24 protein-coding genes are annotated in these 26,751 nt (G+C 72.6%); 11 read left to right on the plus strand and 13 right to left on the minus strand.

All coding sequences use genetic code 11. The features are described from left to right. Positions 1-49: 49 nt before the first annotated feature. Complete coding sequence (locus QMF80_RS20245) at positions 50-1,990, minus strand: glycoside hydrolase family 5 protein (protein ID WP_283455292.1); 1,941 nt, start codon at positions 1,988-1,990, stop codon at positions 50-52. 180 nt (positions 1,991-2,170) lie between these two features. Between QMF80_RS20245 and QMF80_RS20250 the strand changes: the two genes are divergently transcribed. From QMF80_RS20250 to QMF80_RS20260, 3 genes are all read left to right on the plus strand, one after another. Beyond that, entirely contained in the window at positions 2,171-2,473 is a 303-nt protein-coding gene (locus QMF80_RS20250) for a hypothetical protein (RefSeq protein WP_283455294.1), read from the plus strand. Between the two features lie 82 nt (positions 2,474-2,555). Beyond that, positions 2,556-3,002, plus strand: coding sequence for a Crp/Fnr family transcriptional regulator (locus tag QMF80_RS20255; protein WP_283455296.1), 447 nt, complete (start codon positions 2,556-2,558; stop codon positions 3,000-3,002). Positions 3,003-3,197: 195 nt separating this feature from the next. Next, a complete protein-coding gene (locus tag QMF80_RS20260) occupies positions 3,198-3,620 on the plus strand; it encodes a subtilase-type protease inhibitor (protein WP_349372225.1) in 423 nt (140 codons plus the stop codon). A 49-nt stretch (positions 3,621-3,669) separates the two neighbouring features. Here QMF80_RS20260 and QMF80_RS20265 read toward each other — a convergent pair whose 3' ends face one another. Continuing rightward, a complete protein-coding gene (locus QMF80_RS20265; RefSeq protein ID WP_283455299.1) occupies positions 3,670-4,527 on the minus strand; it encodes a GNAT family N-acetyltransferase in 858 nt (285 codons plus the stop codon). A 142-nt stretch (positions 4,528-4,669) separates the two neighbouring features. Between QMF80_RS20265 and QMF80_RS20270 the strand changes: the two genes are divergently transcribed. Together QMF80_RS20270 and QMF80_RS20275 are read left to right on the plus strand one after the other, a co-directional pair. After that, positions 4,670-5,122, plus strand: a complete 453-nt coding sequence (locus QMF80_RS20270; protein WP_283455301.1) for a VOC family protein — start codon at positions 4,670-4,672, stop codon at positions 5,120-5,122. Positions 5,123-5,175: 53 nt separating this feature from the next. After that, the gene (locus QMF80_RS20275; protein ID WP_283455303.1) at positions 5,176-5,910 is read left to right on the plus strand and encodes an SIR2 family NAD-dependent protein deacylase; all 735 of its coding nucleotides are present in this window, start codon (positions 5,176-5,178) and stop codon (positions 5,908-5,910) included. 21 nt (positions 5,911-5,931) lie between these two features. Here QMF80_RS20275 and QMF80_RS20280 read toward each other — a convergent pair whose 3' ends face one another. From QMF80_RS20280 to QMF80_RS20315, 8 genes are all read right to left on the minus strand, one after another. Beyond that, on the minus strand, positions 5,932-6,414 hold the full coding sequence (locus QMF80_RS20280) for a VOC family protein (protein ID WP_283455305.1): 483 nt from the start codon (positions 6,412-6,414) through the stop codon (positions 5,932-5,934). Between the two features lie 104 nt (positions 6,415-6,518). After that, positions 6,519-10,094: a bifunctional glycosyltransferase/CDP-glycerol:glycerophosphate glycerophosphotransferase gene (locus tag QMF80_RS20285; protein WP_283455307.1), complete on the minus strand. Its 3,576-nt coding sequence runs from the start codon at positions 10,092-10,094 to the stop codon at positions 6,519-6,521. 170 nt (positions 10,095-10,264) lie between these two features. Then, complete coding sequence (locus tag QMF80_RS20290; protein WP_283455309.1) at positions 10,265-10,636, minus strand: hypothetical protein; 372 nt, start codon at positions 10,634-10,636, stop codon at positions 10,265-10,267. A 58-nt stretch (positions 10,637-10,694) separates the two neighbouring features. Then, the gene (locus tag QMF80_RS20295) at positions 10,695-11,180 is read right to left on the minus strand and encodes a roadblock/LC7 domain-containing protein (protein WP_502962887.1); all 486 of its coding nucleotides are present in this window, start codon (positions 11,178-11,180) and stop codon (positions 10,695-10,697) included. Beyond that, positions 11,177-11,974 (minus strand): transcriptional regulator, encoded by a 798-nt coding sequence (locus QMF80_RS20300; RefSeq protein WP_283455313.1) that lies wholly within the window; start codon positions 11,972-11,974, stop codon positions 11,177-11,179. The genes QMF80_RS20295 and QMF80_RS20300 overlap by 4 nt, the downstream gene beginning before the upstream one ends. Continuing rightward, positions 11,971-12,387, minus strand: a complete 417-nt coding sequence (locus tag QMF80_RS20305; protein WP_283455315.1) for a hypothetical protein — start codon at positions 12,385-12,387, stop codon at positions 11,971-11,973. The genes QMF80_RS20300 and QMF80_RS20305 overlap by 4 nt, the downstream gene beginning before the upstream one ends. Before the next feature lie 182 nt (positions 12,388-12,569). Continuing rightward, positions 12,570-12,818, minus strand: a complete 249-nt coding sequence (locus QMF80_RS20310) for a helix-turn-helix domain-containing protein (RefSeq protein ID WP_502962888.1) — start codon at positions 12,816-12,818, stop codon at positions 12,570-12,572. 165 nt (positions 12,819-12,983) lie between these two features. Next, positions 12,984-14,006 carry a DUF4304 domain-containing protein gene (locus QMF80_RS20315; RefSeq protein WP_283455316.1) on the minus strand — a complete coding sequence of 341 codons (1,023 nt, stop codon included), beginning with the start codon at positions 14,004-14,006 and terminating at the stop codon, positions 12,984-12,986. Positions 14,007-14,201: 195 nt separating this feature from the next. Here QMF80_RS20315 and QMF80_RS20320 point away from each other — a divergent pair, with 195 nt between their 5' ends. Both QMF80_RS20320 and QMF80_RS20325 read left to right on the plus strand, forming a co-directional pair. Continuing rightward, positions 14,202-15,422 (plus strand): PucR family transcriptional regulator, encoded by a 1,221-nt coding sequence (locus QMF80_RS20320; protein ID WP_283455318.1) that lies wholly within the window; start codon positions 14,202-14,204, stop codon positions 15,420-15,422. A gap of 132 nt (positions 15,423-15,554) precedes the next feature. Beyond that, complete coding sequence (locus QMF80_RS20325) at positions 15,555-17,141, plus strand: hypothetical protein (protein WP_283455319.1); 1,587 nt, start codon at positions 15,555-15,557, stop codon at positions 17,139-17,141. Here QMF80_RS20325 and QMF80_RS20330 read toward each other — a convergent pair. Further along, a complete protein-coding gene (locus QMF80_RS20330) occupies positions 17,138-19,087 on the minus strand; it encodes an APC family permease (RefSeq protein ID WP_283455321.1) in 1,950 nt (649 codons plus the stop codon). The genes QMF80_RS20325 and QMF80_RS20330 overlap by 4 nt on opposite strands. 294 nt (positions 19,088-19,381) lie before the next feature. On the opposite strand from QMF80_RS20330, the gene QMF80_RS20335 reads away from it, so the two are divergent. Next, on the plus strand, positions 19,382-19,630 hold the full coding sequence (locus tag QMF80_RS20335) for an SCO4226 family nickel-binding protein (protein ID WP_283455324.1): 249 nt from the start codon (positions 19,382-19,384) through the stop codon (positions 19,628-19,630). Positions 19,631-19,808: 178 nt separating this feature from the next. After that, positions 19,809-21,239 carry a PP2C family protein-serine/threonine phosphatase gene (locus QMF80_RS20340; RefSeq protein WP_283455325.1) on the plus strand — a complete coding sequence of 477 codons (1,431 nt, stop codon included), beginning with the start codon at positions 19,809-19,811 and terminating at the stop codon, positions 21,237-21,239. A gap of 128 nt (positions 21,240-21,367) precedes the next feature. Here QMF80_RS20340 and QMF80_RS20345 read toward each other — a convergent pair whose 3' ends face one another. Next, entirely contained in the window at positions 21,368-22,867 is a 1,500-nt protein-coding gene (locus tag QMF80_RS20345; protein WP_283455327.1) for a DNA-binding protein NsdB, read from the minus strand. Positions 22,868-23,097: 230 nt separating this feature from the next. On the opposite strand from QMF80_RS20345, the gene QMF80_RS20350 reads away from it, so the two are divergent. Both QMF80_RS20350 and kstD read left to right on the plus strand, forming a co-directional pair. Beyond that, positions 23,098-24,222, plus strand: a complete 1,125-nt coding sequence (locus tag QMF80_RS20350) for an aminoglycoside phosphotransferase family protein (protein WP_283455328.1) — start codon at positions 23,098-23,100, stop codon at positions 24,220-24,222. Between the two features lie 224 nt (positions 24,223-24,446). Then, the gene (kstD, locus tag QMF80_RS20355) at positions 24,447-26,210 is read left to right on the plus strand and encodes a 3-oxosteroid 1-dehydrogenase (protein WP_283455329.1); all 1,764 of its coding nucleotides are present in this window, start codon (positions 24,447-24,449) and stop codon (positions 26,208-26,210) included. Positions 26,211-26,230: 20 nt separating this feature from the next. Here kstD and QMF80_RS20360 read toward each other — a convergent pair whose 3' ends face one another. Next, positions 26,231-26,731, minus strand: coding sequence for a hypothetical protein (locus QMF80_RS20360; protein ID WP_283455337.1), 501 nt, complete (start codon positions 26,729-26,731; stop codon positions 26,231-26,233). Positions 26,732-26,751: the final 20 nt, after the last annotated feature.

The raw sequence follows: 26,751 nt of genomic DNA on the forward strand, positions 1-26,751 counted from the left end.
GTTCATCGCACTTGACCCATCGGATGCCTAATGCTGTCGTCCGGCCCCCTCAGCCGCCGGTCGCGGTACGGCACAGCAGCGCGGCCGCCGAGGGGCGCGCGCCCGCCCGGGTGGTGAAGGCGATGCCCGCCGCGTACTCGGTGGGCAGGCACTGGCCCTTGTAGTTCCCGGAGGCGAAGTCACCGCCCGGATCCCCGGGCGGCCGGTTGTCACCCCGGTCGAACCAGACCGTGCGGCCGGATCCCAGCAGGGCGCCCCCGGCGGGAGCGCACAGGGCCGCCGAGACCCGCTCGCCGCGCACGCTGTACCCGGTCAGGAAGGAACCCGCGGGGCACTGGAACTTGGTGTACCCGCCGGCCCAGTCGCCGCCCGCGGGCACGTACCGCTCGTCGCGCACCACGCTCTGGGCGCCCGCGGCGGCCCGCAGGCCGGTGCTCGCGCAGAGGCCGCGCCCGCCGGTGTGGCTGAGCCCGGCCAGCAGGGAGCCGTCGGGGCAGACCGCTTTGCGGGCCCCGGAGTCCCAGTCGCCCCCGGCCCGGGTCAGCAGCGAGGCCACCTGGTCGCGGTGGTCGGTGGTGAGCATGGACCAGCGGGTGACCGGGGCGACCGGTCCGGTGTGCCCGGCGGCCCCCGCCAGGGCCGCCCAGGCCGTCGTGCGCCAGTCCCCCGGGTCCAGGATGCCGGAGCGCCTGCCCGCCGCGCCGTAACGGAGCATGGCCCAGCTGTCGCCGCCCGGGGCGCCCTGGGCGGTGGTGCTCCAGCCCACCAGCGGCCAGTACGCGAAGTCGGCATCGGAGGAGGCCAGGGAGGAGGTGAGGCGCCCGAACCAGGTACGCGGGGCGGCGCCGTTCTCGTCGGCGCCGATGCCGAACTCGCTGATCCACACGGGGGCGGTGAAATGGGTCCCGCCCTCGGCGCCGACGTAGAACGCCTGCTCGTACAGGGCCTGTTCGAGTTCGGCGGCGCTCATGTCCTGGTAGCGCGCGTCATGGGTCTCGCCGAGGCCGGTCGCACCGCTGTGGTGGGGGCCGGTGTACCCGTAGAAGTGGGCCGAGTAGACGAGCTTCCCCGAGACCACGAGGGTGTGGGAGAGGGTGCGGACCGGGGTGAGGGTGGGGCGTCCGTGCGGCAGCCCGTCCAGGGGTACGCCGGTCCAGTTGATGCCCTCGATGACGATGAGCAGGTCCGGGTTGGCCTCGGCGAGGATCCGGTCGGCGGTGTCCTCGGCGGCCGCGTACCAGTCGTGGTCGTCCCCCAGGCCCCAGTTGGGATCGTCCCAGGTGTCCCGGCGGACCTCGTTGTAGAGGTCGGCTCCGACCACGCGCGGGTCGCTCCGGTAGCGGCGGGCCATGAAGACCCAGTCGTCGGCCCACTGGGCGGTGGAACGGCCGCTGTTCCAGCGCTCGTTGCCGTCCAGCCCGCAGCACCAGCGGGTGGTGTTGGTGTGGTTGTTGAGGATGACGGCGAACCCGTCGGCGCTCAGCGCGGCCACGACCGCGTCGTAGACCTGGAGCGGGGTCTTCCCGCGCAGGCCCGGATTGGCGGCGACCGCCGCGTCCGGGACCGGCGCGGTGGTGCGGAGCATCTCGCCCGAGAAGGGCAGCCGGATGCTGTTGAGGCCGAGTGCGTGGAAATCGCCGAGCAGGACGGGCAGCGGGGTGCGGTCCAGGCCCAGCGGGATACCGTGGGAGTCCTGGCCGCTGTGGTGGGTGGCCGGGTCGTTCGGGTCGCCGGAACCGGTCCAGGATCCCTGGGCGCCGTCCCAGTTCCCGGAGCGCAGCCGGAAGCGGTCACCCTTCGCGTCCACGATGTAACGGCCCCGGGTGGACAGCGGCGGGGCCCAGGACGCCGCGGCGGCCGGCCCGGCGGCCGCCGCGGCCCGGGCGGGCCCGGGCGGCGCCGCGAGGGCGGTGAGCAGCAGCGCGCACAGCAGCGCGCCGAGGAGCGGCGCGCGCCGCGGGGGGCGGGCCGCGCGTAAGGGGCTCTGCATCTCGCACCTGCCGGGTCCGGTCGACTGTCCGATGTGAAGGAACGCGGTCAAGTTACCGGCCGGTCCCCGCCAGTGGAAGCGCGAACGGCACCCCAGCCGGGGGAAAGCCCCACGCCGGAGGGCCGGCCCCTCTACGGTGCCTTGCAGGGGGCTCGGCGCGGTCGGCGGAAGGCAGGGCGGATGGACAGGGACGAAGACATGCGGCTGGCGAGGATCACCCCGGAGATCTCGCGCCGCACCATCACCCTGCTGCGGGAGCTGGCCGGGCTGGAACCACCGGAGCGGGTTCCGGAGGACGCGATGGTACTGGCGGACGCGATCCTCGCCGAGCACGGCACGGACGGGCTGCGCGTGCTGGTCATGACGCTGTCGGCGTGGGCGACGGCGCAGATAGAGAACGTCGCCGAGCTGAGCCGGCGCAGCCACGAGGCGGTCCTCGACGCGATGGAGCTGGCGTGCCTGGAGGCCGACGGCGACGATTGACGGAGGTTGCCGACGGCGCGCGCGCATCCGGCGCCGCTTCGGCGACACTGGGGTGAGCGGGGGGTCCCGATCGGAGGCCGTCGTGAGCACACTTTCCCCCATCCGGATCGCTGCCGTCCTGTCTACCGAACACCGCGGACGGCTGATGAGCCACGCCCGCGAGGTCAACTTCCGCGAAAGCGCGCGGATCTTCGACGAAGGCACCCGGGCCGATTCCTTCTGGATCGTGCGCTCCGGCACCGTCACCCTGGAGATCCCGGTCCCGGGGCGTCGGCCGGCCCCGGTGGAGAGCCTCGGCCCCGGCGAGCTGGTGGGATGGTCCTGGCTCTTCCCTCCGTACGTGTGGCAGCTCGGCGCGGAGGCGATGTCTCCGGTCCGCGCGTACGAGTTCGACGCGCTGACCGTCCGCATGCTGATGGATGCCGACCCGGCCTTCGGCTCCGCCGTGGGCCACTGGGTGGGCCGCGTGCTCGCCCACCGGCTGCACCAGACCCGTACGAGGCTCCTGGATCTGTACGCCCCGCACTAATCAGCCGATTCGCCCAAGCGTTCCCCTACAGGTGGCGGCCCCCCGCACCGCCACGAACAGCGATGATCCGATCGCTTTCAGTGACGTGAAATAGGGGTTCGAATAGCTCCGGTGCCCCGGGTGGGCAACACTCGTGTCCGTTATCCGAAACAACCACCCAAGGGAGTGTTCGAAATGCGGTCCATCGCAAGGGGTTTGGGACTCACTTCAGCAGCTGTGGCGCTCACCGCGCTGACGGCGCTGGCCGGTTCGGGGGCGGCCGACGCCGCGCCGTCCGGTACGGAGAGTCTCTACGCGCCGTCCTCACTGGTGCTCGGGATCACGGCGGGCGACGACGCCCGCAACGGTACGGTCCTGCGCGCCGTGACGCTGGTGTGCGCGCCCCGGCCCAGCGGGACACACCCGGACCCGGCCGCCGCGTGTACGGAGTTACTGGCCGTCGCGGGCAAGCCGGACACGATCACGGCGGGCGGGGCCGGAGCGCTGTGCAGCAAGGAGTACGACCCGGTGACGGTGACGGCGGACGGGGTGTGGCGGGGCAAGCGGTTCACCTACGAGCACACCTTCGGCAACCGCTGCGCGATGCGGAACGGCAGCGGGGTCCTGTTCTCCTTCTGACCGCGCCCCGCACCACCGAGTCGGCCCCGCGTCCCGCGGGCCCCGCCGGTCAGCCGAGTTCGAGGCTGGTCACCCCGTAGAGAGCGGGGAGATCGGCTTCGGGTGCGGGACCGGTGTACATCCGGGCGGCCTCGAAGGTGGGGACCAGGCCGAGTCCGGACATCAGGGCCAGGGCCGCGGGGTTGGCGTCGGGCACGTCCACGGCGACCGGTCCGCCCGCCCGCTCCGCCAGCCGCCGGACCAGGGCGGCGGCCACGCCCGGGGTGGCGGCGTACAGCGGGCCGATCCGCGAGGCGGCGCTGCACGGCCGAACCACTCCGAAGCCTTCGATCCGGCCGTCCCGGACGGCGGCGAGGGCGGTGCGGCCGGGCAGCCCGGTCCACGCGGCGAGGAAGGAATCGCGCGCCTCGGGGAAGAACCGCCGGTCGTAGGCGGCCAGTTCGGCGAAGGGCAGGGACCGGGCGTCGACCACCTCGATCCCCCGTTCACCACGCTCCTCGTCGACCCGGCCCGCCGAGGGGACGCCCTCGTGGCGGACGTTGTTCCAGGCGGAACGGAACCCGGACTCGCGGTAGTTGTCCTGCTGGGCGACGACCCCGTCCAGGCCGACCAGGCGGCCCTCCAGCCTGCGCATACCGGCGTTCCACAGCTGGATCCCGTATCCCTGGCCGCGTACGGCGGGGCGGGCGATGTAGAAGCCGATGAACCCGAACCCGGCGCCGTAGCGCACCGCGGAGATGCAGGCCACCGGTTCACCGCCGAGGCGCCCCATCAGGAAACCCGTCGGGTCGGCCACCACGAAGGCGAGCCGGTCGGAGTCCCCGGGGTTCCATCCCTCCTCGTCGGCCCAGTCGCGGAACAGTTCCATGTCTGCGGCGCTCGCGCCGCCGATCCGTAATGCCGTCATGTGCCGTGTTGTACCAGACGCGGCGTCGGCTCGGTGAGCCCGCGGGGGGGCGCGTCCCAGCGGGCGGGGCGGCCCCGTTGTCGGTGCCACCGGTTATAACAAGGAGGAGGGAGTTCTGACCGAACGTGCACTGGAGGCTGTGATGACCGCGGTGAACTGGAAGCTCGTCGTCGACTGCGCCGAGCCACTGCGCCTCGCGGAGTTCTGGTCCGAGGCGCTGGGGTACCAGCGCGAGGACCACTCCGGGTTCATCGAGCGGTTGATCGGGTTCGGCGCGGTCACGGACGCCGACTGGACGGAGCTGAACGGGCGCAAGGTGTGGCGGAACGCGGCCGCCGTACGGCATCCCGAGGACCCGTTCGACGGGGCCAGCGGGGTCGGGCTGGGGCGCCGGGTGCTGTTCAACGCGGTGCCGGAGGCCAAGCAGGGCAAGAACCGGCTCCACATCGACCTGCACTTCGGCCCCGAGCGGCGGGACGCGGAGGCCGAGCGGCTGACCTCGCTGGGGGGCGAGGTGCTGCGGGTGGTGGAGGAGCTCGGCAGCACGCACGTGGTGATGGCGGACCCCGAGGGCAATGAGTTCTGCGTGCAGTGACACGCCGGCGAATCCGTTGGCCGCGGCGGGAGACGGCTGCGTAGGGTCGGGGGATGGGGAAGCCGCTTGTCGTTGTGTTCAGTGGGGCCGGAATGTCCACCGATTCCGGGATTCCGGACTACCGGGGGCCGCAGGGCCTGTGGCGCCGGGAGCCCGGGGCCGAGAAGTTGGTGACGTACGAGTACTACATGGAGGATCGGGAGGTCCGGCGGCGCTCCTGGCTGATGCGGGCCGAGATCGCGGCGCTGGACGCCCGGCCCAACGCGGCGCACGTGGCCGTGGCCGAGCTGGAGCGCTCCGGGACTCCCGTCCGGGTCGTCACCCAGAACGTCGACGGGCTGCACCAGCTCGCCGGAATGCCGGAGCGCAAGGTGTCCGAGCTGCACGGCACCGCCCGCGCCGTCGTCTGCACCCGGTGCCTCGTCCGCTCGCCGATGGCGGAGACCCTCGACCGGGTCGCCGCCGGTGAGCCCGATCCCGCGTGCCTGAACTGCGGCGGGATCCTCAAGGCGGGCACGGTGATGTTCGGCGAGCGGCTCGATCCCGAGGTGCTGGCGCAGGCCATGGCGGTGGCTAAGGGCTGCGAAGTGTTCATCGCGGTCGGCAGCACGCTCCAGGTGCAGCCCGCCGCCTCGCTGGCCGGGATCGCGGCCGAGCACGGAGCCCGGCTGATCATCGTGAACGCCGAGGAGACCCCGTACGACCCGCTGGCCGACGAGGTGATCCGCGAGCCGATCGGGACGGCGCTGCCGAAGCTGCTCGACCGGCTCCAGGACGTCCAGGTCTGACCGGGAGCGACGCCCCGGGCGTCAGCCGCCCGCGTGGGCCTTCTTCACGGCGGCGAGGTCGATCTTCTTCATCGTGTACACGGCGGCGCTGGCCCGGGCGGCCTTCTCCGGGTCGGGGTCGCTGATCAGGTCGATCACCTCGGCGGGGACGACCTGCCAGGACAGGCCGAAGCGGTCCTTGAGCCAGCCGCAGACGCTCTCCTCGCCGCCGTCGGCGGTCAGCGCCGCCCAGTAGTGGTCCACCTCGGCCTGGTCGGCGCAGTGGATCTGGAAGGAGACGGCCTCGGTGAAGTGGAACTGCGGGCCGCCGTTGAGCGCGACGAACTTCTGTCCGTTGATCTCGAACTCGACGATCATCACCCCGCCGGTCCGGCCGGGGCCCGCTTCGGTGTAGTGGCCGGTGCGGCCGCGCTTGCCGTCCTTGAAAACGGACAGGTAGTAGTCGGCGGCGGCTTCCGCGTCACCGTCGAACCACAGGCACGTGGTGAATCCGTTGCTGGTCATGGCTGCCTCTTGGGTGCGTGGCTGATGTTCCACCCCTACAGACCGGTCCCGGGCCCGATTCTCATCGGTGGGCCCGGGACCAGTTCGTGAAGCACCCGTTCGGGCTACATCTCCAGCATCCGGTCGACGACCCGCTCGGTGGCCCGGCCGTCGTCCAGGTCGCAGAACTCGGCGCGGAAGGCGGCGCGCCGCTCGGCGTACTCCGTGCCCACGGCGTCCGCGTTCCGCACCGCCGCGATCAGGCTCGCCGAGTCGTTCAGCAGCGGTCCGGGGCCCTTGGCCTCCAGGTCGACGGTGAGACCGCGCAGGGTGTCGCGGTAGTGCGCCAGGTCGTACGTGAACAGCAGGATCGGGCGGTCGGTGAGCGCGAAGTCGCACATCACGGACGAGTAGTCCGAGATCAGTACGTCGGCCACCATCAGCAGATCGGCGGTGTCGGCCCAGCGGGACACGTCCACGACGAACCCGTCGCGGACCGCGTCGCGGACCTGCTCGGTCACCCGGTAGTGGCCGCGGACCAGCAGGACGTGGTCCTCGCCCAGCTCGCGCCGGGCCTCGTCCAGGTCGATGCGCAGGTCGAGCTTGTAGCCACCGCTCCAGCCCTCATTGTTCTCGCGCCAGGTCGGCGCGTACAGCACGACCTTCTTGCCCTCGGGCAGACCGAGGCGGCGGCGGACCTCGGCGATCCGGTCGGCGTCGGGGCGTACCAGGGCGTCCGTGCGCGGGCTGCCGACCTCCATGACCTCGCCCTTGAAACCGAGGGCGCGCTTGAGGACCGGCGTGGCGAAGCTGCTCGGGGAGACGAGCAGGGACCACTGGGCGCTGTCGTGCTCCAGCGCCTCCAGCACCTCGGGGCTGGAGTAGTAGTCGTGGATGAAGTCGTGGCCGATCTGCTTGAGCGGCGTCCCGTGCCAGGTCTGTACGACGACCTGGCCCTCACGGCGGAAGAAGGACTTGGGGACGCTGTCGTTGAGCACGTAGTAGCGGGCGCGGGCCATGACGTCCCAGGCCTCCAGGCTGCTGTACTGGACGGCGCGCGCGGTCGGCGGGACCTCGGTGCGGCCGTCGCGGACCAGCCAGATGTGCTCCAGCTTCTCGCCCCGGCGCAGCAGTTCCTCGTGGATGGCGCGGGGCGAGTCGCCCGCCCCGTTCCCCTGGAAGGTGTCGTACAGGACCATGTCCTTGACCGGGGCCCGGCGCTGCGCCGGGTAGGTCACGTCGCGCGCGATGCGCTGGGCGTGGCGGGAGCGGTCGTGCGGGGTCAGCAGCGGGTCGGTGACCAGCGCCATGCGGTCGTAGAAGCGGGCTTCCACGCGCATCCGGCGGCCCTCGACGGTGAGTGCGGCGGGGCCGCTGCCGAGGGCGGGGGCGACCAGCTGGACCGGGACTCCGCGGTCCACGCCGAGCAGGCCCGCGGTGGCGCCGCCCCGGCTGACGGGGCGCAGCGTGGGCCACCAGCGGCCGTGCGGCAGCGAGGTGCGGCCCGCGAAGGGCTCGGGCAGCATCGGGGTGAAGACGGCCTCGAAGCGGTCGCCCCCGAGCGTGACGGGGTAGCTGAACTCCTCGCCGTGCCAGTTGTGCAGGACCAGCTCGTAGGGCTCGTCCGCGGTGCCGGCCGGCGGGTGGAACGTACCGCGCAGGGTGAGCGTGCCGTCCTCGGTGATGACGGTCTCGACCAGCGGGGGCGAGGGCTGCAGGGCGACGCAGAGGTGCCCGGCGGCGGTGCGCTTGACGTAGACGGCGCGGCCCGTGCCGTCGCCCGGGACGGGGAGGACCAGGCCGGTGAAGCCGGCGCGCTCGTCGTGCACGAGGTCGGCGCGGGTGCCGTCGGCGCGGGTCACCGAGAGGTTCCACGGCTCGGGGAGCCATTCCCCGGGGGCGGCCACCGCGTCCGGCACGGCGGCCAGGTCCGCGACGGGGACCCGCACGGTGAAGGGGAGGCGGCCGCCCTCGGCGGCCTCGGCGGTCTCCAGCGGGAAGGTCAGGACGGCCCCGGTGGTCTGGTGCTCGGCGCGCAGTTCCGCTCCGGCGCCGAAGTCGGCGGCCAGTTCACCGCTGAGTTCGAGGCCGGCGCCCTCCGCGTCCGGGCGGACCTCCAGGACCCGGGCCCGGACGACCTCGACCGCGACGGTCAGGGCGCCGGAGACGGAGGGGACGATCCGGACGTCGGGGGCCACCCAGTGCGCGGGCGGGGTGAGGCCGCTGTCGTGGTCGCCGCCCTTGAGGCGGGCGCGGTGCAGACCGCCCGCGCCGGTGACGGCGATCGAGGTGGTCCAGACGCCGTCGCGCCACTTGCCGCCCTGCTGGAAGACGGAGGGGTCGACCACGGCGGTGAAACCGGCCCAGTCGGCGTGCCGCAGCGCGAGGTGCGCGGCGTTCACGGTGGCCATGGGCGCGGCGACGGTGCGGGTGTTGACGACCGTACGGCGGCGCTTGCCCTTCTCCCGGAAGACCAGCATCTTGCGGGAGCCCAGGCGGCTCTCGGCGCCGAGGTGGCCGGGCAGGGCGTAGCCGCGCAGCAGCAGCTTGCCGCCGCTCCAGACCGCCTGTTCCAGTCGGCTGACGACGCGGCGTTCGCGCGGGCCGAGGGTGAGCACCTTGGCGGGGACCGGCGGGCGGCCCTGGAGGAACGGGTAGTCGGCCTGGGGCCGGGCGAGTCCCTTGACGGGCACGCTGTAGGAGAAGTCACCCTGGTGCTTGAGCAGGGCGATGAAGTCGTCGACGCGGCCTTCGCGGGCGAGGTAGGCCTTGAGCCGGTCGGCGACGGTGAGGTCGCTCCAGGGCTCGCTGCCGATCTCGCGGACCAGGGATCCGACCTCGCGGACGAACGCGTCGCGGAAGTCCTGGCCGCCCTCGGGCACGTACTTGTAGATGAGCGGGAGTTCCTCGCCCAGGACGTTGTGGTCGTAGTCGCGCAGGTAACGGACGTACTTGGCGCCGGTCTTGGCCTTGAGGGCGTCGCGGACCAGGCGCACGGAGGTGACGCGGTCGACGAGCGAGACGGGGTCGGTGGAGCGCTGAGTGATGGAGCGCTCGCCGGTCTCGCGGACCCGCCAGTGGTAGACGACGTCGCTGAGGATGTCGACGCTGGTGGCGAAGTAGTGCGCCGGGATGCTGACCGGGGCGTCCTCGTAGAGGATGCCTTCCGGGTACTGGAAGCCGTGCTCGTCCCAGAAGGTGCGCCGGTAGACCTTGTTCCAGGCGGTGCGGTCGGTGACCAGCGGGGCGAACGAGGAGATGTGCGTCTTCAGCCGGGTCTTGGCGAAGGGCGCCTTGTGGCCCCAGGACTGGTTCATGCCGACGGAGCGGAAGCGCAGGACGTTGCCGCCGACGAAGTCGGAGCCGGTTTCGTCGAGGGTGTCCACCATCAGCTGGTAGGCGTTGTCGGGCAGGGTGTCGTCACTGTCGACGAACGCCAGGTACTCACTGTCCTGGGAGAGGTGCCGGGCTCCGGTGTTGCGGGCCGCGCCGAGACCGGCGTTCTCCTGCATGACCAGCCGGAACCGGCTGTCCCGCGCGGCGAAGGCCTTGGCTATGACGGCACTCGTGTCCGTGGAGCCGTCGTCGACCATGACGACTTCGAAATCGCCGAACGTCTGTGCGGCGAGGGACTCCAGGCACTCGTCGAGGTAGAGCTCGACGTTGTAGACAGGGACGACGATGCTCAGGCGCGGGGGCATGGGTGACGAATTCTCCAGCAGGTTTAATCAGTCAATGATCAGCTAATTACAGCATCTTACTCTGTAACGGGATTATAAACTCCACCCAAGCCGGACAAAACGTCGCAGGTGGGGGGAGCGAACGGAAAAGAATTCTACCGTTCGCCACCCCACCGTGACCGACCGGAGCCTCAGACCTCCAGCTCGGCCTCGATCCGCTTCAGCTGGTGCCGGGCCATCGCGAGGTTGGACCGCTCCTTGTCCAGCGCGAGGTAGAGGAAGAGCCCCTGGGAGTTGCGGCCGCGCAGCAGCCGGATGAGGTGGTACTGCGAGCTGAGGGTGATCAGGATGTCCTCGATCTCGTCCTTGAGGCCGAGCAGCTCCATGGTGCGGACCTTGGCGCGCACCACGTCCGTGTTGCCCGCCGCGGCGACCGCGAGGTCCAGTTCCTTGCCGCCGCCGATGGTGCCGAGCGCCATGCCGCTGCCGTAGTCGACCAGGGCGGCGCCGAGGGCGCCGTCGATGGTGGTGGTTTCCTTGAGCGCGGTCTCCACGTTGGCCATGGGGGTTCCTTCCGGTGTTCCTGCTGATGGGATGGGTGGTCGGTCGGGTGTGCTGGGGTCAGTCGGGGACGCTCGGGCCGCGGCGGCCGAGGATCCCGTCGACGAGTTCGGAGATCCGCAGGCTGGAGCGGCGGCCCTCCAGGTGGAGCCGCCCGACATTGGCGCGCGGCTCCGCGATCAGGGTCAGGACGGCCGCGTCCCCCGCGGCGTAGGTGGCGACGTAGCCGTGCTCCCCGCGCACGAGCAGCTCGCGAAAGTCGCCCTGGCCGGTGCAGTCGCTCAGCCGCTGGGCCACTCCGAGGGCCGCCGCGGTGAGCGCCGCCACGGCCTCGGCTTCGGCGGCGGCGGTGTCCTGGGCCAGTACCAGGCCGTCGGCGCTGGCGGCGAGGGACCCGGTCAGCTGGGGGACCCGGGCCCTCAGGCGCCTCAGCTCGGCGAGGATCTCGGCTTCGGCCTCGGCGGGCACCATCGACAGGCTCCTTTCGGTTTGCCGCCCCCGTTCGGCCTGTCGCCGGTCGGCGCGCGGTCGCAGCGGGAGCCTCACAGTGCCTCCAGTGCGTCGCGCAAGCGGCGGAGCAGGGCCACGTCCGGGGGCTGGGCCTCGGTCATCCAGGCGGGCAGCGGCTGCGCCGCGGGCGCGGTGACCGGTGCGTGCGGGGTCTCGACCAGTCCGGCCGCCGCGAGCCGCCGTACGTCGAGCAGCGTGTGGAAGGCGGGCCGCCCGAGCACCCAGGCCAGCGCGGCGGGGGTGCGGACCCCGTCGGCCCGGCTCAGCAGGAGGCGCTGGCGACTGGTGACGGTCTGGCCCGGGGCGGCCGCCCGGGGTATCACCGGGGCGGTGTCGAGCAGGGGGTACGGCCACACCGCGTCCAGCAGTTCGCGCCGCCGCCGGGTCTCGCGCTCGACGGCGGCGGCGGCCACGGAGCGCACCGAGCCGATCCAGTGGGTGGCCCCGCGCCGGAAGCGGGAGGGGCCGCTGCCCGGGGAGAGCGCGAAGAAGGCGGCGTCGAAGATCGCCGCGAGGTGGCATATCTCCAGCTCGCCCCCGGCCATCCCGCCGCTGTCGACCAGGAAGCGGGCGACCTGGCGGCGGGCCCCGGCCCGGTCCACGGCCTCCCGCCAGCGCTCGGGGGACAGGCCGCCGCCGGTGGTCAGGAGGACCTCGAGCCCCGGGGTGGCCGGGCTCTCGGCGTGCACGATCCGGCCCTCCTCCAGGAAGAGGGTGCCGCGGTCGCGCAGCAGTGCTCCGGTGGCCCGCTCGGCGGCGAGCCGGGTGAGCAGCGGGGAGACGGCGGTGGGCCCGGGGACACTGTCGGCGGCGACGGACGCGGTGGTCATCTGAGCACCAGCCCCTCGGCGAGGTCGCGGAGTCTGAGCCGCGCGAGGGCGAGGTTGCCGCGGGAGCGGTCCAGCCACAGGTGCAGGAACACGCTGCTGTCGAAGCTCGTCTCGACGAAGCGCAGGACGTGGTACCCGGTGCGGGTGGTGACGATCAAGTCCTCGATGGGCGGGCCCGTAGTATCACCGGGCTCCGGACTCGCGCCGTCGTCCGGGGTGTCGGGCGCGAAGGACTCGTACTCGGCGGCGGCGCGGGCCAGTTCGGCGGTCTCGGCGGCGGTGGTCTCGTGGTCACCGACGGGCGACTCCCCCGCGGTGCCGAGGGCCAGTCCACTGCTCCAGTCCACCAGGGCGGCTCCCCGTGCACCGGGCAGCGCCATGGCTTCGAGCAGGCATTCGTCGATCCCGGGCACGCGGGCTCCCCTCCCGGCCGGTCGTGCTTGGTGCACGGTCGTGCGGCGCGACAGAGAGGAACCTACTGAACTTCCACACGGTGAAAGGGGGTTCTGGCATTTTCCCGAGGAACATGCGCCGGATGGGCACGCACGTGTGGCCGAATACGGTCAGTAACCGGTCATCACCCGCTCATAGGCGGTCAGGAGGCCACCGGCAGGCGTGGATCGTCGGCAAGCCGGAAAGACCCGCCCACTCTGTGGACGTATCCCTCGTGGGTGAGGGTGCGCAACAAGTGGTAGACGGTCGGGAGCGGGATCCCGGTGATCCGGGCCAGTCGTTTCGCGGTGGCACCGTCCTCCGCGTACATGGCTTCCACCAGGCGCAGCGCTCGCTGCACGGAGCAGATGAGGGTGGGTGTGCTGTCCTTCTGCGGGTGATCGGTCTCCATGAGTAGTCCCCCTGTCCGGTATCCGGCGTGGCAAACCCATCAAACTCGCCCATCGGCGCCGAAACCAGCCGACTCGCCCGCCGGTCCGCCGGGGCCGCGCCCGCCCGGACCCGCTCGCCCGGACCGCCGCCCCGCCCGGACCTGCTCGCCCCGGACCGTCGGCCGTCAGACCCGGGTCCACCCGTCGAACCGCCACGGGGTGGCCACGGTCCTCGCGTGCGGGGTGCCGGAGACCGTGACGCGGGTCTCGCGCGGGGTACCCGTCTCGAAACGCAGGTGCAGCGAGCCGTCCGGGCCGGCCGAGGCGTCGGAGACCCGGCAGAGGCCGAGCTCGCCGAGCAGGGCCATCCTGTGGGTGGGCAGGGTCGCGCCCGGGGAACGGACGATCCGCTCCTCCCCGGCCGGGTCGTGGCCGACCCGGACCCAGCCGGAGGCGGGCTGCCCCAGGCGCCAGGAGGCGTCGATGGTGAGCCGTCCCTCCACCTCTTCCTCCTCGTCGTGGAAGACGAGGTAGGGCCAGGCCTGGCGTTCGCCGACCTCATAGACGACGGTGCCGATCAGGTCGTCGGGGTCGAAGGCGTACGCGTCGTGATCCGCGTCCCCCTCCGCGTGCCCATCCGCGTGCGCCTCCCGGTCCGTGTCCCCGCCCGTGCCCGTGCCCGTGTCCTCGTCCGCGCCGTCGCGCCCCGGCCGGCCCACGCACCGGACGTCGAGGCACTCGGGCCGGGGGTCGACGGAGGGGCCCGGAACGGGGTCGTGGCCGGTGAGCCTGCCCCACAGCGCGGGCACCGCGTGGCGCTGCACCAGGTCCACCACGTCCTCGGCGACGGCGTCCGCGCTGCGCTCGTCGGTGATCGTCCACCAGTGGTCGTGCGGGTGGCCGAGCAGCTGGCCGATCCGGGCGTGCCAGCCGACGGGGCCGACGCGGTTGGCCGACAGCCGGGTGCCGAGCGCGGGGCGCAGCCGTCGCAGGGACTCGTGCTCCTCGTAGCCGACGGCCCGAAGGTTGACCGTGAAACGGCAGCGGTCCGGGGTCGAGCCGGCGCTGCGCTGGAAGCCGATCAGGGCGTGGTCGGGGGCCGCGACCGCGAGCCGGTACTCCCGGCCGGCGCCGGTGAAGCCCGCTTCGCGCAGCGCCGGGGCTATGCGCTCGCGGAGCATCTGGTGGAACAAGTCGGTCGCATTCACCCCGGCAGTCTCCCAAGCCCGGCCCGCTTCGGGCAAAGCGGTGCCCCGGCGCGCGCGGGCCGGACGGCGGCGGGGGGCGTCGCCGGGGGTGTGGCCGGGCCACCGGCCCGTCGATCACGCCCGGGGACGGACCGGCGCCGACGGGACGGGTCCAGGCCCTCCCCAGCGGGTGCGTTCCCGTGTCACGCTGCCCCGATGGAGCGGATCATCGAGGAGATACGCGAGGACCTGAACCGGCGGCTCGCGGTGGCGGCCGACCGGCTGGCCGAGCGGACCCTGGCCGAGGATCCCGCGTACGCCGCTCCGCTCGGCCGGGCCGAACTGCGCGAGCGGGCCCACCGCCACCTGCGCCAGAGCGTCGAGGGGCTGGTGCGCGGCTCGCGCGGGCTGCCGGTGGACCTCACGGAGGCCCGGTCCGTGGGGGTGCTGCGGGCCGAACAGGGCCTGCCGCTCGCCTCGTTGCTGCGCAGCCACCGCCAGGGCGGCCGACTGCTGTGGCAGACCCTGACCGAGGCGGTGGGGGCCCACGACCGGGCCGCGCTGCCCCGGCTGCTGCCCGCGGCGAGCACGCTGTGGGACGTACTGGACCAGCTGACGGACGCCACCGCGGAGGCCTACCGGCAAACGGAGGCCGCGCGCGGCGGCCGGGACCGCGAGCGGCGCTCCGCCCTGCTGGACGCGCTGCTCGACGGCGGAGTCCCGGACGAGGCCGCGGCGGTGGCGGCGCAGCTGGGGCTGCCCGGCCAGGGGCGGTTCGCGGTGCTGGTGCTGGGCCCCGGCGCCGATCCGGTGGCCCCGCCGCCCGCCTCGGTGGCCGGGCCGCGCGTGCTGTGGCGGATCCGGGCGGACGGGGAGAGCGCCCTGGTGGAGCTGGGCCACCATCCGCTGGAATCCGTACGGGAGTTACTGGCCCCCCTGGGAGTGCGGGCCGGGGTGAGCCCGGTGGTGGGCGCGCCCGCCGACCTGGCGCGGGCCCGCCGTCTGGCGGTTCTGGCGCTGCGCACCACCACGGGGCCCGGCAGCCCGCGCACGGCCCTGCTCGACGAGCGGCTCCCGGCGGCGCTGGTCGCGGGGCAGGGCGAACTGGCGGGGCGGCTGCGCCAGGTGGTGCTGGGGCCGGTGCTGGCCCTGGCCCCCGAGGACGGCCGGGTGCTGCTGAACACCCTGGGCACCTGGCTGGCCTGCCAGGGTTCGACGACGTACGCCGCGCAGCGCCTGTACTGCCACCGCAACACCGTCTCCAACCGGCTGCGCCGCCTGGAGCAGCTGACCGGCCGGTCGCTGACGGACCCGGCGCACGTCGTGGAGCTGGCGCTCGCCCACGCGGCGGTGGTCCAGCGCGCGGCCGCCGAGCAGGGCGTATCCGCGCCAAAGTCGCTGCCCCGGGCGCCGCGCCGCTCCGGCCCGGCCGGGTGATCAGCGGCGGGTGCCGGGCCGTGGCGCGGGGACGGGATCCGGTCAGCCTCTCCGGACCCGGCCACCTGGGCACCCCGCTCTCGGCCAGGCTCGGTGACGCACCGCACCGACGCCCCCACACCGGGAGACCCCATGCCCCACGGCTTCCATCCCCCCACCTTCGACGAGCCGACCGCGGAGCTGCTGCGCGAGCTGGAGCGGCCGGGAGCCGACGGCCGCCGGATGTTCCAGCTGCGGATCGCCCCGGACGGCAGGCGGATCACCTTCGAGAAGGAGATCAAGGCCCGGCACTACGGGCCGACCAGCCCGCGTGAGGACGATCACCGGTACGTGGTGTTCAAGGACCTGTACAGCGGTCGGCTCACGCTGCTGCACTGGACCCACTTCGGGGCCGAGCCGGCGCAGCCGTACGGCGAGACGACCGACTTCTTCGTGGGTCTGTCGCAGCACGACACCGATGTGAGCCGGGTCGACGAACTCGCGGCGGAGCTGACCTGCGCCACGACCCGCACCGCCGAGCTGAAGGCCGCCCACGAGTTCTACGCGGCGGAGCGGGAGCAGGCCCGGGCCGTCCAGCTCCAGTACGAGCTGGACATGCTGCTCAGCGATGTGGCGATGCAGACCAAGCACTACGGCGCGCAGGGCCTGGACCATCCGGCGCTGGAGGAGCTGCGCGCCCACCCCTTCTACCGGCTGGCCCGCGAGCACTGCCTGCTGATCGCGGGCGGCGACCGCGACTACAGCGCGCTCACCCATGACGCGCGGCGCCGGGACCTGCTCAAGGGCAGGCGGCCGGTGGTCCGGGCGGAGTACGGCGATCTGGTCGAGACCCAGCCGACGGAGCTGACGGCGGCGGTCCCGGACCGCCGCCACACCCGTTACGCGAACCTGTTCTGGGACCGGCAGGACGACGAGGAGTTCTTCGTGCTCCGCCGGTGCCCCTCGGACCACGAGTTCAGCCGGGGCGGGGTGCCGCGCCCCGCCGAGGACGGGGACAACTTCGCCACGCTCGCGCTCTCCGAGGACCAGGACATCTCCGGAATCCGGGTGCTGGCGGACGACGGCGGGCGGCTGCCGTCCGCAGACGAGAGCGTCCCGGCCGCGCGGGGGCTGTCCGAGCCGTGGCCGGTGTACGGCGCGTACCCCTCGTACGGGGACCACGGCGGGTACGGGGAGTTCTGGGCGGCCGCGGCGTACGGCCTGTCCTGCGACACCTCGGCCCGGCGGACCGCGATGGACCCGGCCGACGGTTCGTGCCGGACCCAGCGGTCCTACAACGGGCGGGAGAAGGCCAATGCCCGTTGCCGGGTCACCATGGACCTGGCCGGCCGGGACGCCGAGGAGTGGACGGTGAAGGTGGCCGTGTGCGCGGACACCTTCAGCTGGGAGCTGCTGTTCTGGAACTGGCGCGACCACCGTTACGTGGTCACCGCCGAGGTCCGTACGGAGGCCGGGCACCGCACGCGCTTCGACGCGGACACCGCTGCGCACACCGTCCGCCGCACCCACGGCCGGTGCGCGAGCGGGGCCTACGCGGGGGAGCTGTCCTTCACGCTGCCCGCGGACTCGGGGCGCTACGTGGTCGAGTGGACGTACGACGTGCCGTGCGACAGCCCGGACAAGAACGACGGGTTCCCCTTCGGTTTCTCGCCCAGCTTCTCCCCCGACCGGCACCTCGCCGCCCGGGGCTCGGTGATCGTGGACACCGCGGTGGGCTAGGAGGTGGTCCCGGGCGCGGGCTCGGGCTCGTCGTGGCGTGCCGATTCGAGCAGGTACGGTACGTCGATCACGGCGACCCCCGGGGTGAACAGCAGCCTCGCCTTGAGCCGCAGCGCGTTCTGGTTGTGCAGGGGCTGCTCCCACCAGTGGCCCACCACGTACTCCGGGATGACCACGGACAGCATGTCCGTCCCCTCCTGGGCGGCCTGTTCCTGGACGTACTCCAGGACCGGACCGACGACCTCCCGGTACGGCGAGTGGAGGATCTTGAGCGGGATCCCGGGGTCGTGTTCGGCCCAGGCGGCCCGGAGCAGGTCGGCGTCCTCCTCGTCGGCGGCCACGCTGACGGCCGTGAGGGTGTCGGGGCGCAGGCCCAGGGCGAAGCCGAGGGCCTTGAGCGTGGGGGCGTGGACGGAGGCGACCAGGACGACGACGTGGTGGCGGGCGGGTTTGCGGGGTTTGACCCCGGGGGCGACCGCCACTTGCCGGGCGACGATGTCGTAGTGGCGGCGTACGCCCTTCATGCCGATGAAGAGCAGCGGCATGGCGATCACGACGAGCCACGCGCCGTGCGTGAACTTGGTGATCAGGACGATGACGAGGACGAGCGCGGTCATGACGGCGCCGATGGCGTTGATCCCGAGCCGCCGGTGGATGTGGACGCGCTCTTCCCGGGGGGTGGTGTCGGCGGCGAGTTCCCTGCGCCAGTGCCGGACCATGCCCGCCTGGGAGAGGGTGAAGGAGACGAAGACGCCGATGATGTAGAGCTGGATGAGGCGGGTCAGCTGGGCGTCGAAGGCGACGATGAGGGCGATGGCGGCGAGGGCGAGGAGCACGACGCCGTTGGAGTAGACGAGCCGGTCGCCGCGGTTGTAGAGCTGGCGCGGCGCGTAGCGGTCCTTGGCCAGGATCGAGGCGAGCATCGGGAACCCGTTGAAGGCGGTGTTCGCGGCGAGGATCAGCACGCCCGCCGTGACGGCCTGAAGCAGGTAGAAGAGGAAGTCCCAGCTGCCGAAGGTGGCGCGGCCGATCTGCGCGAGGGCGGTGGAGGTCGGGGTTCCGGCGGGCAGGCCCAGTTCGGTGGGGTCGGCGGCGACGTGCACCTTGTAGGTCATGGCGAGGACGGTGATGCCGACGAACATGGTCACCGACAGGAAGCCCATGGCGGCGAGGGTGGTGGCGGCGTTGCGGCTCTTGGGTTTCCGGAAGGCGGGGACGCCGTTGCTGATCGCCTCGACTCCGGTGAGGGCGGTGCAGCCGGAGGCGAAGGCGCGCATGGCGAGCAGGACGACGGCGAGGCCCGCGTACGTGCCCGCCGCGGTGATCGGCAGGTGGGCGGATTCGGCGCGGATGGTGGTGCCGGTGGCCATCCGGACGGCGGCGACGCCGAACATGACGTAGATGACGAGCACGAACCCGTAGGTGGGGACCGCGAAGACCCGGCCCGATTCGCGGACGCCGCGCAGGTTCATCAGGGTCAGCAGGACGACGAAGCCGACCGAGAGGACGACCTCGTGGTCGTTCAGGGAGGGGATGGCCGAGGTGATCGCGGCGACCCCGGACACCACGGAGACGGCGACGGTGAGGACGTAGTCGACGAGCAGGGCGCTGGCGGCGGTCAGCGCGGCGGTCGGGCCGAGGTTCTCGGAGCTGACGATGTACGCGCCGCCGCCGCCGGGATAGGCGTGGCAGGTCTGCCGGTAGGAGGCGACGACGACGACCAGCAGGAAGACAATGGCGGCGGCCGCGTACCAGGCCAGGTGCAGCAGGGCCACACCGCCGAGGGCGAGGATCAGCAGGATCTCCTCGGTGGCGTAGGCCACGGAGGAGAGCGGGTCGCTGCAGAAGATCGGCAGGGCGAGCCGCTTGGGCAGCAGGGTCTCGCCCAAGCGGGCGGTGTCGAGCGGCTCGCCGACCAGCACCCGTTTCGCGTTGATACGCCTCATTCGAGCATGATCAAGCAATTCTTCCGGTTCATGCCCGTTTTATGGGTCACCTGGGGGAAGCGGGGTCCGCGGGCGCCCCTCCCGCCGGGTCACCTCCGGCCGGCCGCCGACCGGACGGCATCGCGGACCCGGCCCACTCCGGCGGCCCGTTCTCGTACACCTCGGCCGTACGATCGACCGCCCGCGCCCGGCCCGCCGGTTTTCGGCCGCCCCGCGCCGCGCCGCGCCGCCCGAGCGGGCGGACGATGGGAGCAGTACGACCGGTACGACGAGACAGTGAGGAGGTGTAGGAAGGTGACCACGTTCATGGACGTCCACCAGGGCATGCAGGGCATCACCGCGGAACAGTTGTCGGCCGCCCACCGGGCCGACCTGGCCATCGAGGCCGACGAAGGGGTGCGCTTCCAGCAGGCCTGGGCCGACCCCGAGTCCGGCACGGTGTACTGCCTCTCCGAGGCGCCCTCGGCCGAGGCGGTCCAGCGGATCCACGAGCGGGCCGGGCACCCGGCCAGCGAGATCCACGCGGTTCCACTCGTCGTCTGAACGGCGTGACCGGAACTGTTCGCACGGCCCCAGGGGGGGCGGGAGGCCGTTGGCATATGCCCACGGCAGGAACGGCCCTGATGTTGCCAAACGGCTTACGGCCCATTGCCGTCTGTGCAACAGTCGTCACCGGTCCTTCCTCCAGACTTGGCCGTGCCGCGCCTGTATCGGAGTCCTCATGCCGTCGCACCTGTTCGCGGACCGTTCCGCGCAGCCTCCCCATCCCGGGTCGGTGGACGCGCTGATCAACCAGACCCGTCGGTTGCGCGGAGGCGTGGACGCGGTGCGCCGCGACACGGTGGTGGACGACGACGACGCCCAGGGCCGCTGGCAGCGCGCGCTGTGCGACCTCGCGGTGCACCACCTCGACGACCTGGGCGAACACCTGGGCCAGCTCAGGGAAGGCCTGCCCCCGGTTCCCGAATCCGCCGAGGTCCTCCACCAGCCCGCGCCGGAGCTCGGCGCCGAGGTCGCGCAGACCCGGGTCGGCAGCGCCGAATGGAACCTGCTCACGGACGAGGTCAGCTGGTCCGAGGAGCTGTTCCTGATCTTCGGCCGCTCCCCCGAGGCCGGACCGCTGTCCCTGGACGAGCTGGGCTCCACCCTGTTCGCCGAGGACCAGCCCCTGCTCACGGCCATGGTGACGGCCTGCCTGGTCGACGGCAGGCCCATCGACGGCGAGTTCCGCATCGTCCGCACCGACGGCCGGGTCCGCACCCTGCACATGCGGGGCGAACCCGTCCTCGACGAGGCCGACGGCTGTACGGCGTCCATGTGGGCCGTGCTGCGCGATGTGAGCGACCTGCGCCGCAGCGAGCGCGCGGTGCGCGAAACCCGTGACTCCTTCCAGCGCCAACGGCAGATCGCCCGCACCGAGCACCGCCTCGCGGTCGAACTGCAGGAGGCCGTACTCCCCCCGTGGGGCGGATCCCCGCGCATGCCGCGGGGCAGTACCGGCGCCCTGGACGTGGCCGCGCACTACCTCCCCTCGGCGACGAGCGCCCTGATCGGCGGCGACTGGTACGACGCCCTGGAACTCCCCGACGGGCGCTCCCTGCTGACGGTCGGAGACCTGACCGGGCACGGGGTCACCGCCACCTCCTCGATGGCGATGATGCTGGGCGCGCTGCGCGGCATGGCGATGGCCGGGATCGAGCCGGGCCCGCTGATGGGCTGCCTCAACCAGCTGCTGGAGACCTCCGTCCAGCCCGCCCTCGGCTCCGCCGTGTGCTGCAGCTACGACCCGGCCCGCCGGACGCTCACCTGGGCGCAGGCCGGTCACCCCGCTCCGCTGCTCTTCCGCCACGGTCAGGGCCGCGCCCTGCGGCCGCCGGAGGGCGTACTGCTGGGCGCGACCTCCGGGACGGCGTACGGGCAGCGCGAGGAGCGGCTCGACGTGGGCGACGTACTCGTCCTGCACACGGACGGGCTGACGCCGCGCAGCATCGAGTTCAGCCGGACGGACGGGGCCGAGCGGCTGCTGGCGCTGGCGCCCCGCTTCTCGGCGGCGCGCTCGGCCCAGGACTGCGTACGGATGGTCATCGAGGAGTTCGGCGAGACCGGCCGCGAAGAGGACGCCTGCGTCCTGGTCGCCATGATCGGGGCCTGAAGCACTTCGCCGGGCCGCGCCCTCGGGGTGCGGCCTTTTCTCATGGCCGCTCGTGGCCGCTCGCGTGGACGGTCGGACGGTCTCGTGGACGGTCGGGTGGACGTCTTGTCGACGGTGCGGGCGGTGGTTCAGGTCCGCCGGACACCGCGGGCGGATCCCCGCGGAGGACTGTTCGGCAGGGCCAGCTTGATCTCTTGGCGGAGTTCCTCGATCCGCCCGTAGCCCGCGTACTGCCCGGTCAGCCGGTACATCTCGCGCAGCCGGTCCCAGGTCCGGTGCGAGGACGTCTCGTTCATGGAGACCAGCGCGAGCCGCGCGTACCGGTCGGCCTGCTCGGGGTCGTCGGCCAGGAAGCACGCCGAGGCCATGGAGATGTAGTCGAAGATCTGCGAGCGCTGGTGTCCGGCACCCCGCAGCCGCAACGCCTCCCTGGCGTGCAGCTGGGCGACCGGCGCGGCGTCGGGATCGTGGTCGGCGAGGGTACGGAAGGCCAGCGCCTGCATGCCGTGCAGGTCGGCCTCGTCGAAGTGCTGCATCCAGCTGGGGGGCGGTACGTCGCCCGTGTCGGACACGAACAGGTCCTCGGCCTCGCCGAGGGTGCGGCGCATCGCCTGGCCCTTGCCCATGGCGGCCTGCGCCCACGCCTCGATGGTGTGCAGCATGGCGCGGGTGCGCGGCAGGGTCTCCTCGCCCGAGCCGGACTGGGCCAGTTTCATCAGGTCGAGGGCCTCGTTGGGCTTGCCCAGGTGGACCATCTGGCGCGCCGCGCGGGACAGGGCCTCACCGGCCCGCGGGCGGTCGCCGCCCTCGCGGGCCGCGTGCGCGGCGATCACGAAGTACTTCTGGGCGGTGGGTTCGAGACCGACGTCGTGGGACATCCAGCCCGCGAGGACCGCGAGGTTGGCCGCCACCCCCCAGAGCCTGCGATGGAGGTGGTCGGGGTGGTGGTAGGCGAGCATGCCGCCCACCTCGTTCAACTGGCCCACGACGGCCTTGCGCTGGAGGCCGCCGCCTCTGGAGGCGTCCCAGGCGCGGAAGACGTCCACTGAACGCTCCAGGGCCTCGATCTCCTGGGAACCGATGGGCGCCGCCTCGTAGCGGTCGTAACCGGCGGGGTCGGCCTGGAACCCGTCGCCGCCGAAGCGTGGCGCGGGGGTGGCGGGCAGGGGGTCGGAGTGCAGCCAGTCGTGCATGGCGTTGGTGAGGGCGGAGCCTGCTGTGAGTGCGGCGCCCGCGCCCATCAGACCGCGACGGTTGAGCATGAGGTCCATTCCCGTGAATTCGGTGAGGACCGCGGCTGTGCGTTCGGGCGCCCAGGGCAGGCTGTCGGGGTTGTCCTTCGCCCCGTCCTGCCGTGCTGAGGTGCGCCGCTGCCGTACGAACCCGAGGTCCTCGATGGTCACGACACGACCGAGCCGCTCGGTGAACAGGGCTGCCAGTACGGTCGGTACCGGTTCGCGCGGGGTCTCCCCCACGTCGATCCAGCGCCTCACCCGCGAGGTGTCGGTGGCCAGCTGGTGGTGGCCCATGGCCGCCGCCTGCCGGTTGACCATCCTCGCGAGTTCGCCTTTGGACCACCCGGCCAGCCCGAACAGGTCGGACAAGCGGGTGTTGGGTCCTTTGCTCACGTCAAGCCCCCAGGTTCTCGGCTGAGTTGACAGTAACCCGGCGTCAGATGCCGAGCGACTATTCGCCAGGGTTCGCCAGGGTGCGCCACATGGTGTGCCACCCGCACCTGGGTGTCAGGTAGGAATGCGCCTCCCCGACCCGGTCACCGGCGGAACTCCCCAGGGTGATGTACGGGATCGAGCGGGGCGGCGTACGCAACTCGTCGGCGCACGAAGGGATCCGTATCATCATGTACGCAGCAACGTCCTCCGTGTCCGCGCCCGTCCGGCCGCACCGCACCTTCCAGCCGGGCGGCGGCCCCTACCTCGAACCCGGCCGTCCCACGGCCACGGCACAGGCCGCCGTACGGGCACGGCGGATGCCGGGAACCGGGACGCTGCCGATCAGCGGCAGAATCGACCTCTCGGGGCCGCAGGGCGCGCAACTGCGCACCGCGCTCGCCTCGGTGCAGCGGATCTGTCCGGAGTTCGCGCCGGTGCAAGTGCTACGACGCAGCGGGCGCTCGGTCCTCCTGGTGGGCACCACCGGAAGGATGACGGCCGTCGCGAAGGTGTTACTGGATCATTCGCCCGAGTGGCGCAAGCTGTACCAGCACGAAATAGCGGCGTACCGGGCGTTCGTCCGGCACCGCCCGCCGGTCCGGGTGCCGCGGCTGATCGCCGCCGACCCCGAGAACTGCGTACTGATCGTGGAGCGGATGGCCGGGCGGGTCGCGGCGCTGCAGCGCCACCCCGTGGAGGCGCCCCCGCGTGCGGACGTACGGGCCGCGCTCGGCGCGGTGTGCCGGGTCAACCAGTGGGAGCCGCCGGCCGACCTGTTCGCCAAGCCGCTGAACTACGCCGACCGGATCACCCGCGACCACGCGCGCGGGCTGCTGACCGACCGTGACCTCGGGGATCTGCAGAAGCTGCTGCACGGCCTGAAGATGGGCGGCGTGCAGCCCCAGTTCAACCACGGTGACGCGCTGCTGTCGAACCTGCTGCTCTCCCCGGCGGGGCCGGTGCTGCTCGACTGGGAGCACGCCGGCTGGTACCTGCCCGGGTACGACCTGGCCACGCTGTGGACGGTGCTGGGCGACGCCCCGGCGGCCCGCGGTCAGATCAGCAGGCTGGCGCAGTCGGGCGGACCGGCCTCCCGGGACGCCTTCCTGGTGAACCTGATGCTGGTGCTGACGCGGGAGATCCGGATGGCGGAGACGGCGGTGCAGCGCTCGATCACGGCGGCCGCCCCGGCCCAGGCGCTCCCCTCGGGCGTGCTGTCGAGCGGCGAGGAACACCGGCTGCTGCTGCGTCGGCTGCACGACGACAGCGGGCTGGCCCGCAGGGCGGTCAGGGCGGCGGTCGGCACCCGCTGACGGGCGCAAACGCCGAAGCGGCGGAAACGGCTGACGGACGGGTCCGGGATCCCTTGGTACGCACACCCGGTGTGCGTACCAAGGGATCCCGCGCGTTGCGGGCGCACGCGCTACCCCGGCGTATGCCTTGACTTCACATGATCCCCCGCACACCTTCTCTGACGCAGCATCAGAAGAGGTGCTGGAGAGCCGCCCCTGTCGTCCCACACCGCTGGAGACCGCCCATGTCCGCAAGCCCGACCTCCCCCTCCCGGCGTACGGTTCTGACCGGTACCGGCGCCGGGGTACTGGCCGCCGGTCTGCCGTCCGTCGTGGCGCGGGCCGCCGACACGCCCCCGCTGGGCGAGTACGACGTCGTGGTGGTCGGATCGGGGGCGTCCGGCATGACCGCCGCGCTCACCGCGGCCGGGCGCGGGCTGAGCGTGCTGGTGGTCGAGAAGGCGCCCACCTTCGGCGGGTCCGCCGCGCGTTCGGGCGCGGGCATCTGGCTGCCGAACAACTCGGTGATCCTGGGCGCGGGGGTGCCGGACACGCCCGAGAAGGCGGCCGCGTACCTGGCGGCCGTGGTGGGTCCGGGCGTACCGGCCTCCCGGCAGCAGGCGTTCTTGTCGAACGGGCCGCGGATGCTGGACTTCGTGATGGCGCACAGCCCGCTGAAGTTCCGTTTCATGGACGGCTACAGCGACTACTACCCGAACCTGCCCGGTGGGCTGCCGAACGGCCGCTCGATCGAGCCGGACCAGATCGACGGGAACGTCCTGGGCGCCGAACTGGCGCACCTGAACTCGGCGTACCTGCCGGTACCGGCCGGGATGGTGGTGTTCAGCCAGGACTACAAGTGGCTCAACCTGGCCGCGGTGAGCGCCAAGGGCCTGACGGTGTCCACCGAGTGCCTGGCGCGCGGCGCGGCGGCCGCCGCCTGCGGGCAGAAGCCGCTGACCATGGGCCAGGCCCTGGCCACCGGTCTGCGGGCCGGGTTGCTGCGGGCCGGGGTGCCGGTCTGGCTGAACTGCCCCCTGGTGGAGCTGGTCCAGGAGGGCGGCGCGGTGACCGGGGTCGTCGTGGAGAAGGGCGGTGCGCGGGGCGTCGTACGGGCCCGGCGCGGGGTGGTCATCGGCTCGGGCGGTTTCGAGCACAACGCCGAGATGCGGGCGCGGTACCAGCAGCAGCCGATCGGCACCCAGTGGTCGGTGGGCGCGAAGGAGAACACGGGCGACGGCATCCGGGCGGGCGAACGGGCCGGGGCGGCGCTCGCGTTGATGGACGACGCGTGGTGGGGTCCGTCGATCCCGCTCCCCGGGGAACCGTACTTCTGCCTGGCCGAACGCACGCTGCCGGGCGGCCTGATGGTCAACGCGGCGGGCGCGCGGTTCGTCAACGAGGCGGCCCCGTACAGCGATGTGGTGCACGTGATGTACGAGAAGGACCGGGGCACGCCGGGCTCACACATCCCGGCGTGGCTGATCGTGGACCAGAACTACCGCGACAAGTACCTGTTCAAGGACGTCTTGCCGACCTTTGCCTTCCCGGACTCCTGGTACGAGGCGGGCGCGGCGAAGAAGGCCTGGTCATGGGATGCGCTGGCGGGGCAGATCGGGGTACCGGCGGCGGCCCTGCGGGCCACCCTCAACCGGTTCAACGCGCAGGCGTGGAGCGGGAACGACCCCGATTTCCACCGGGGCGACACGGCGTACGACCACTACTACACGGATCCGGGAGTGCACCCGAACTCATGTCTGGCCCCGGTGTGGGCGCCGCCGTTCTACGCGTTCCGGATCGTCCCGGGCGACCTGGGGACGAAGGGCGGCATCGTGACGGACGCGCGGGCCCGGGCGCTGCGGGAGGACGGCGCGGTGATCCGGGGCCTGTGGGCGGCGGGCAACGCGAGCGCCGCCGTGATGGGGCACAGCTACGCGGGGGCGGGCTCGACGATCGGCCCCGCGATGACGTTCGGCTATGTGGCGGCGAGCGACATCGCGGACGCGTAGCCCTGGCGGGACGGGCCCGCTCAGCCCTGCTGGAACAGCTCGGCGGGGAGCGGCTTGAGCAGCGCGTAGAGGTCGTCGGTGATGGGGCGGTCCCAGCTGGCGATGGTGACCAGCACGTTGTCGCTGCGGTCGAACTGCACGCAGGAGATCCGGGACTCCGACAGCTTGATCTTGCGGACGATGAGGAGGTTGTCGCCCTGCATGACGGGGCAGTCCTCGGCGCCGGTGACCTCGACGTCCTCGTCGTTCTCCAGGGCGTCGAGGAGCTGGGCCACCTCGAAGGGGACCTGCTTGTCGGCCAGCTCGCGGGCCGGGGACCCCTCGGGGAGGTTGCCGATGATCATCGCCGGGCCGCGGCCGCCGAAGAGGTCGTAGCGCAGGAAGACGCCCTGGCAGCTGCCGTCGGGGGCGGGGAGCAGCCCGGCCCCGAGGTTGCCCGGCCAGTCGCCCGGGTCCATGGCCAGGACGTCGAAGTCCGGCCCGGCGGGGGTGGCGGCGCTGCGGCGGCGGAGGAAGGACATGCGGCCATGGTACGTGCCCC

It is taken from the genome of Streptomyces sp. G-G2 (assembly GCF_030063135.1).
Lineage (GTDB): Bacteria > Actinomycetota > Actinomycetes > Streptomycetales > Streptomycetaceae > Streptomyces.

Bases quoted from the DNA above. Each gene is read 5' to 3' on its own strand.
- QMF80_RS20245 (WP_283455292.1), bottom strand. From the start codon at position 1,990: ATGCAGAGCCCCTTACGCGCGGCCCGCCCCCCGCGGCGCGCGCCGCTC.
- QMF80_RS20250 (WP_283455294.1), top strand. From the start codon at position 2,171: ATGGACAGGGACGAAGACATGCGGCTGGCGAGGATCACCCCGGAGATC.
- QMF80_RS20265 (WP_283455299.1), bottom strand. From the start codon at position 4,527: ATGACGGCATTACGGATCGGCGGCGCGAGCGCCGCAGACATGGAACTG.
- QMF80_RS20270 (WP_283455301.1), top strand. From the start codon at position 4,670: ATGACCGCGGTGAACTGGAAGCTCGTCGTCGACTGCGCCGAGCCACTG.
- QMF80_RS20275 (WP_283455303.1), top strand. From the start codon at position 5,176: ATGGGGAAGCCGCTTGTCGTTGTGTTCAGTGGGGCCGGAATGTCCACC.
- QMF80_RS20280 (WP_283455305.1), bottom strand. From the start codon at position 6,414: ATGACCAGCAACGGATTCACCACGTGCCTGTGGTTCGACGGTGACGCG.
- QMF80_RS20285 (WP_283455307.1), bottom strand. From the start codon at position 10,094: ATGCCCCCGCGCCTGAGCATCGTCGTCCCTGTCTACAACGTCGAGCTC.
- QMF80_RS20290 (WP_283455309.1), bottom strand. From the start codon at position 10,636: ATGGCCAACGTGGAGACCGCGCTCAAGGAAACCACCACCATCGACGGC.
- QMF80_RS20300 (WP_283455313.1), bottom strand. From the start codon at position 11,974: ATGACCACCGCGTCCGTCGCCGCCGACAGTGTCCCCGGGCCCACCGCC.
- QMF80_RS20310 (WP_502962888.1), bottom strand. From the start codon at position 12,818: ATGGAGACCGATCACCCGCAGAAGGACAGCACACCCACCCTCATCTGC.
- QMF80_RS20320 (WP_283455318.1), top strand. From the start codon at position 14,202: ATGGAGCGGATCATCGAGGAGATACGCGAGGACCTGAACCGGCGGCTC.
- QMF80_RS20325 (WP_283455319.1), top strand. From the start codon at position 15,555: ATGCCCCACGGCTTCCATCCCCCCACCTTCGACGAGCCGACCGCGGAG.
- QMF80_RS20330 (WP_283455321.1), bottom strand. From the start codon at position 19,087: ATGAGGCGTATCAACGCGAAACGGGTGCTGGTCGGCGAGCCGCTCGAC.
- QMF80_RS20340 (WP_283455325.1), top strand. From the start codon at position 19,809: ATGCCGTCGCACCTGTTCGCGGACCGTTCCGCGCAGCCTCCCCATCCC.
- QMF80_RS20350 (WP_283455328.1), top strand. From the start codon at position 23,098: ATGTACGCAGCAACGTCCTCCGTGTCCGCGCCCGTCCGGCCGCACCGC.
- kstD (WP_283455329.1), top strand. From the start codon at position 24,447: ATGTCCGCAAGCCCGACCTCCCCCTCCCGGCGTACGGTTCTGACCGGT.
- QMF80_RS20360 (WP_283455337.1), bottom strand. From the start codon at position 26,731: ATGTCCTTCCTCCGCCGCCGCAGCGCCGCCACCCCCGCCGGGCCGGAC.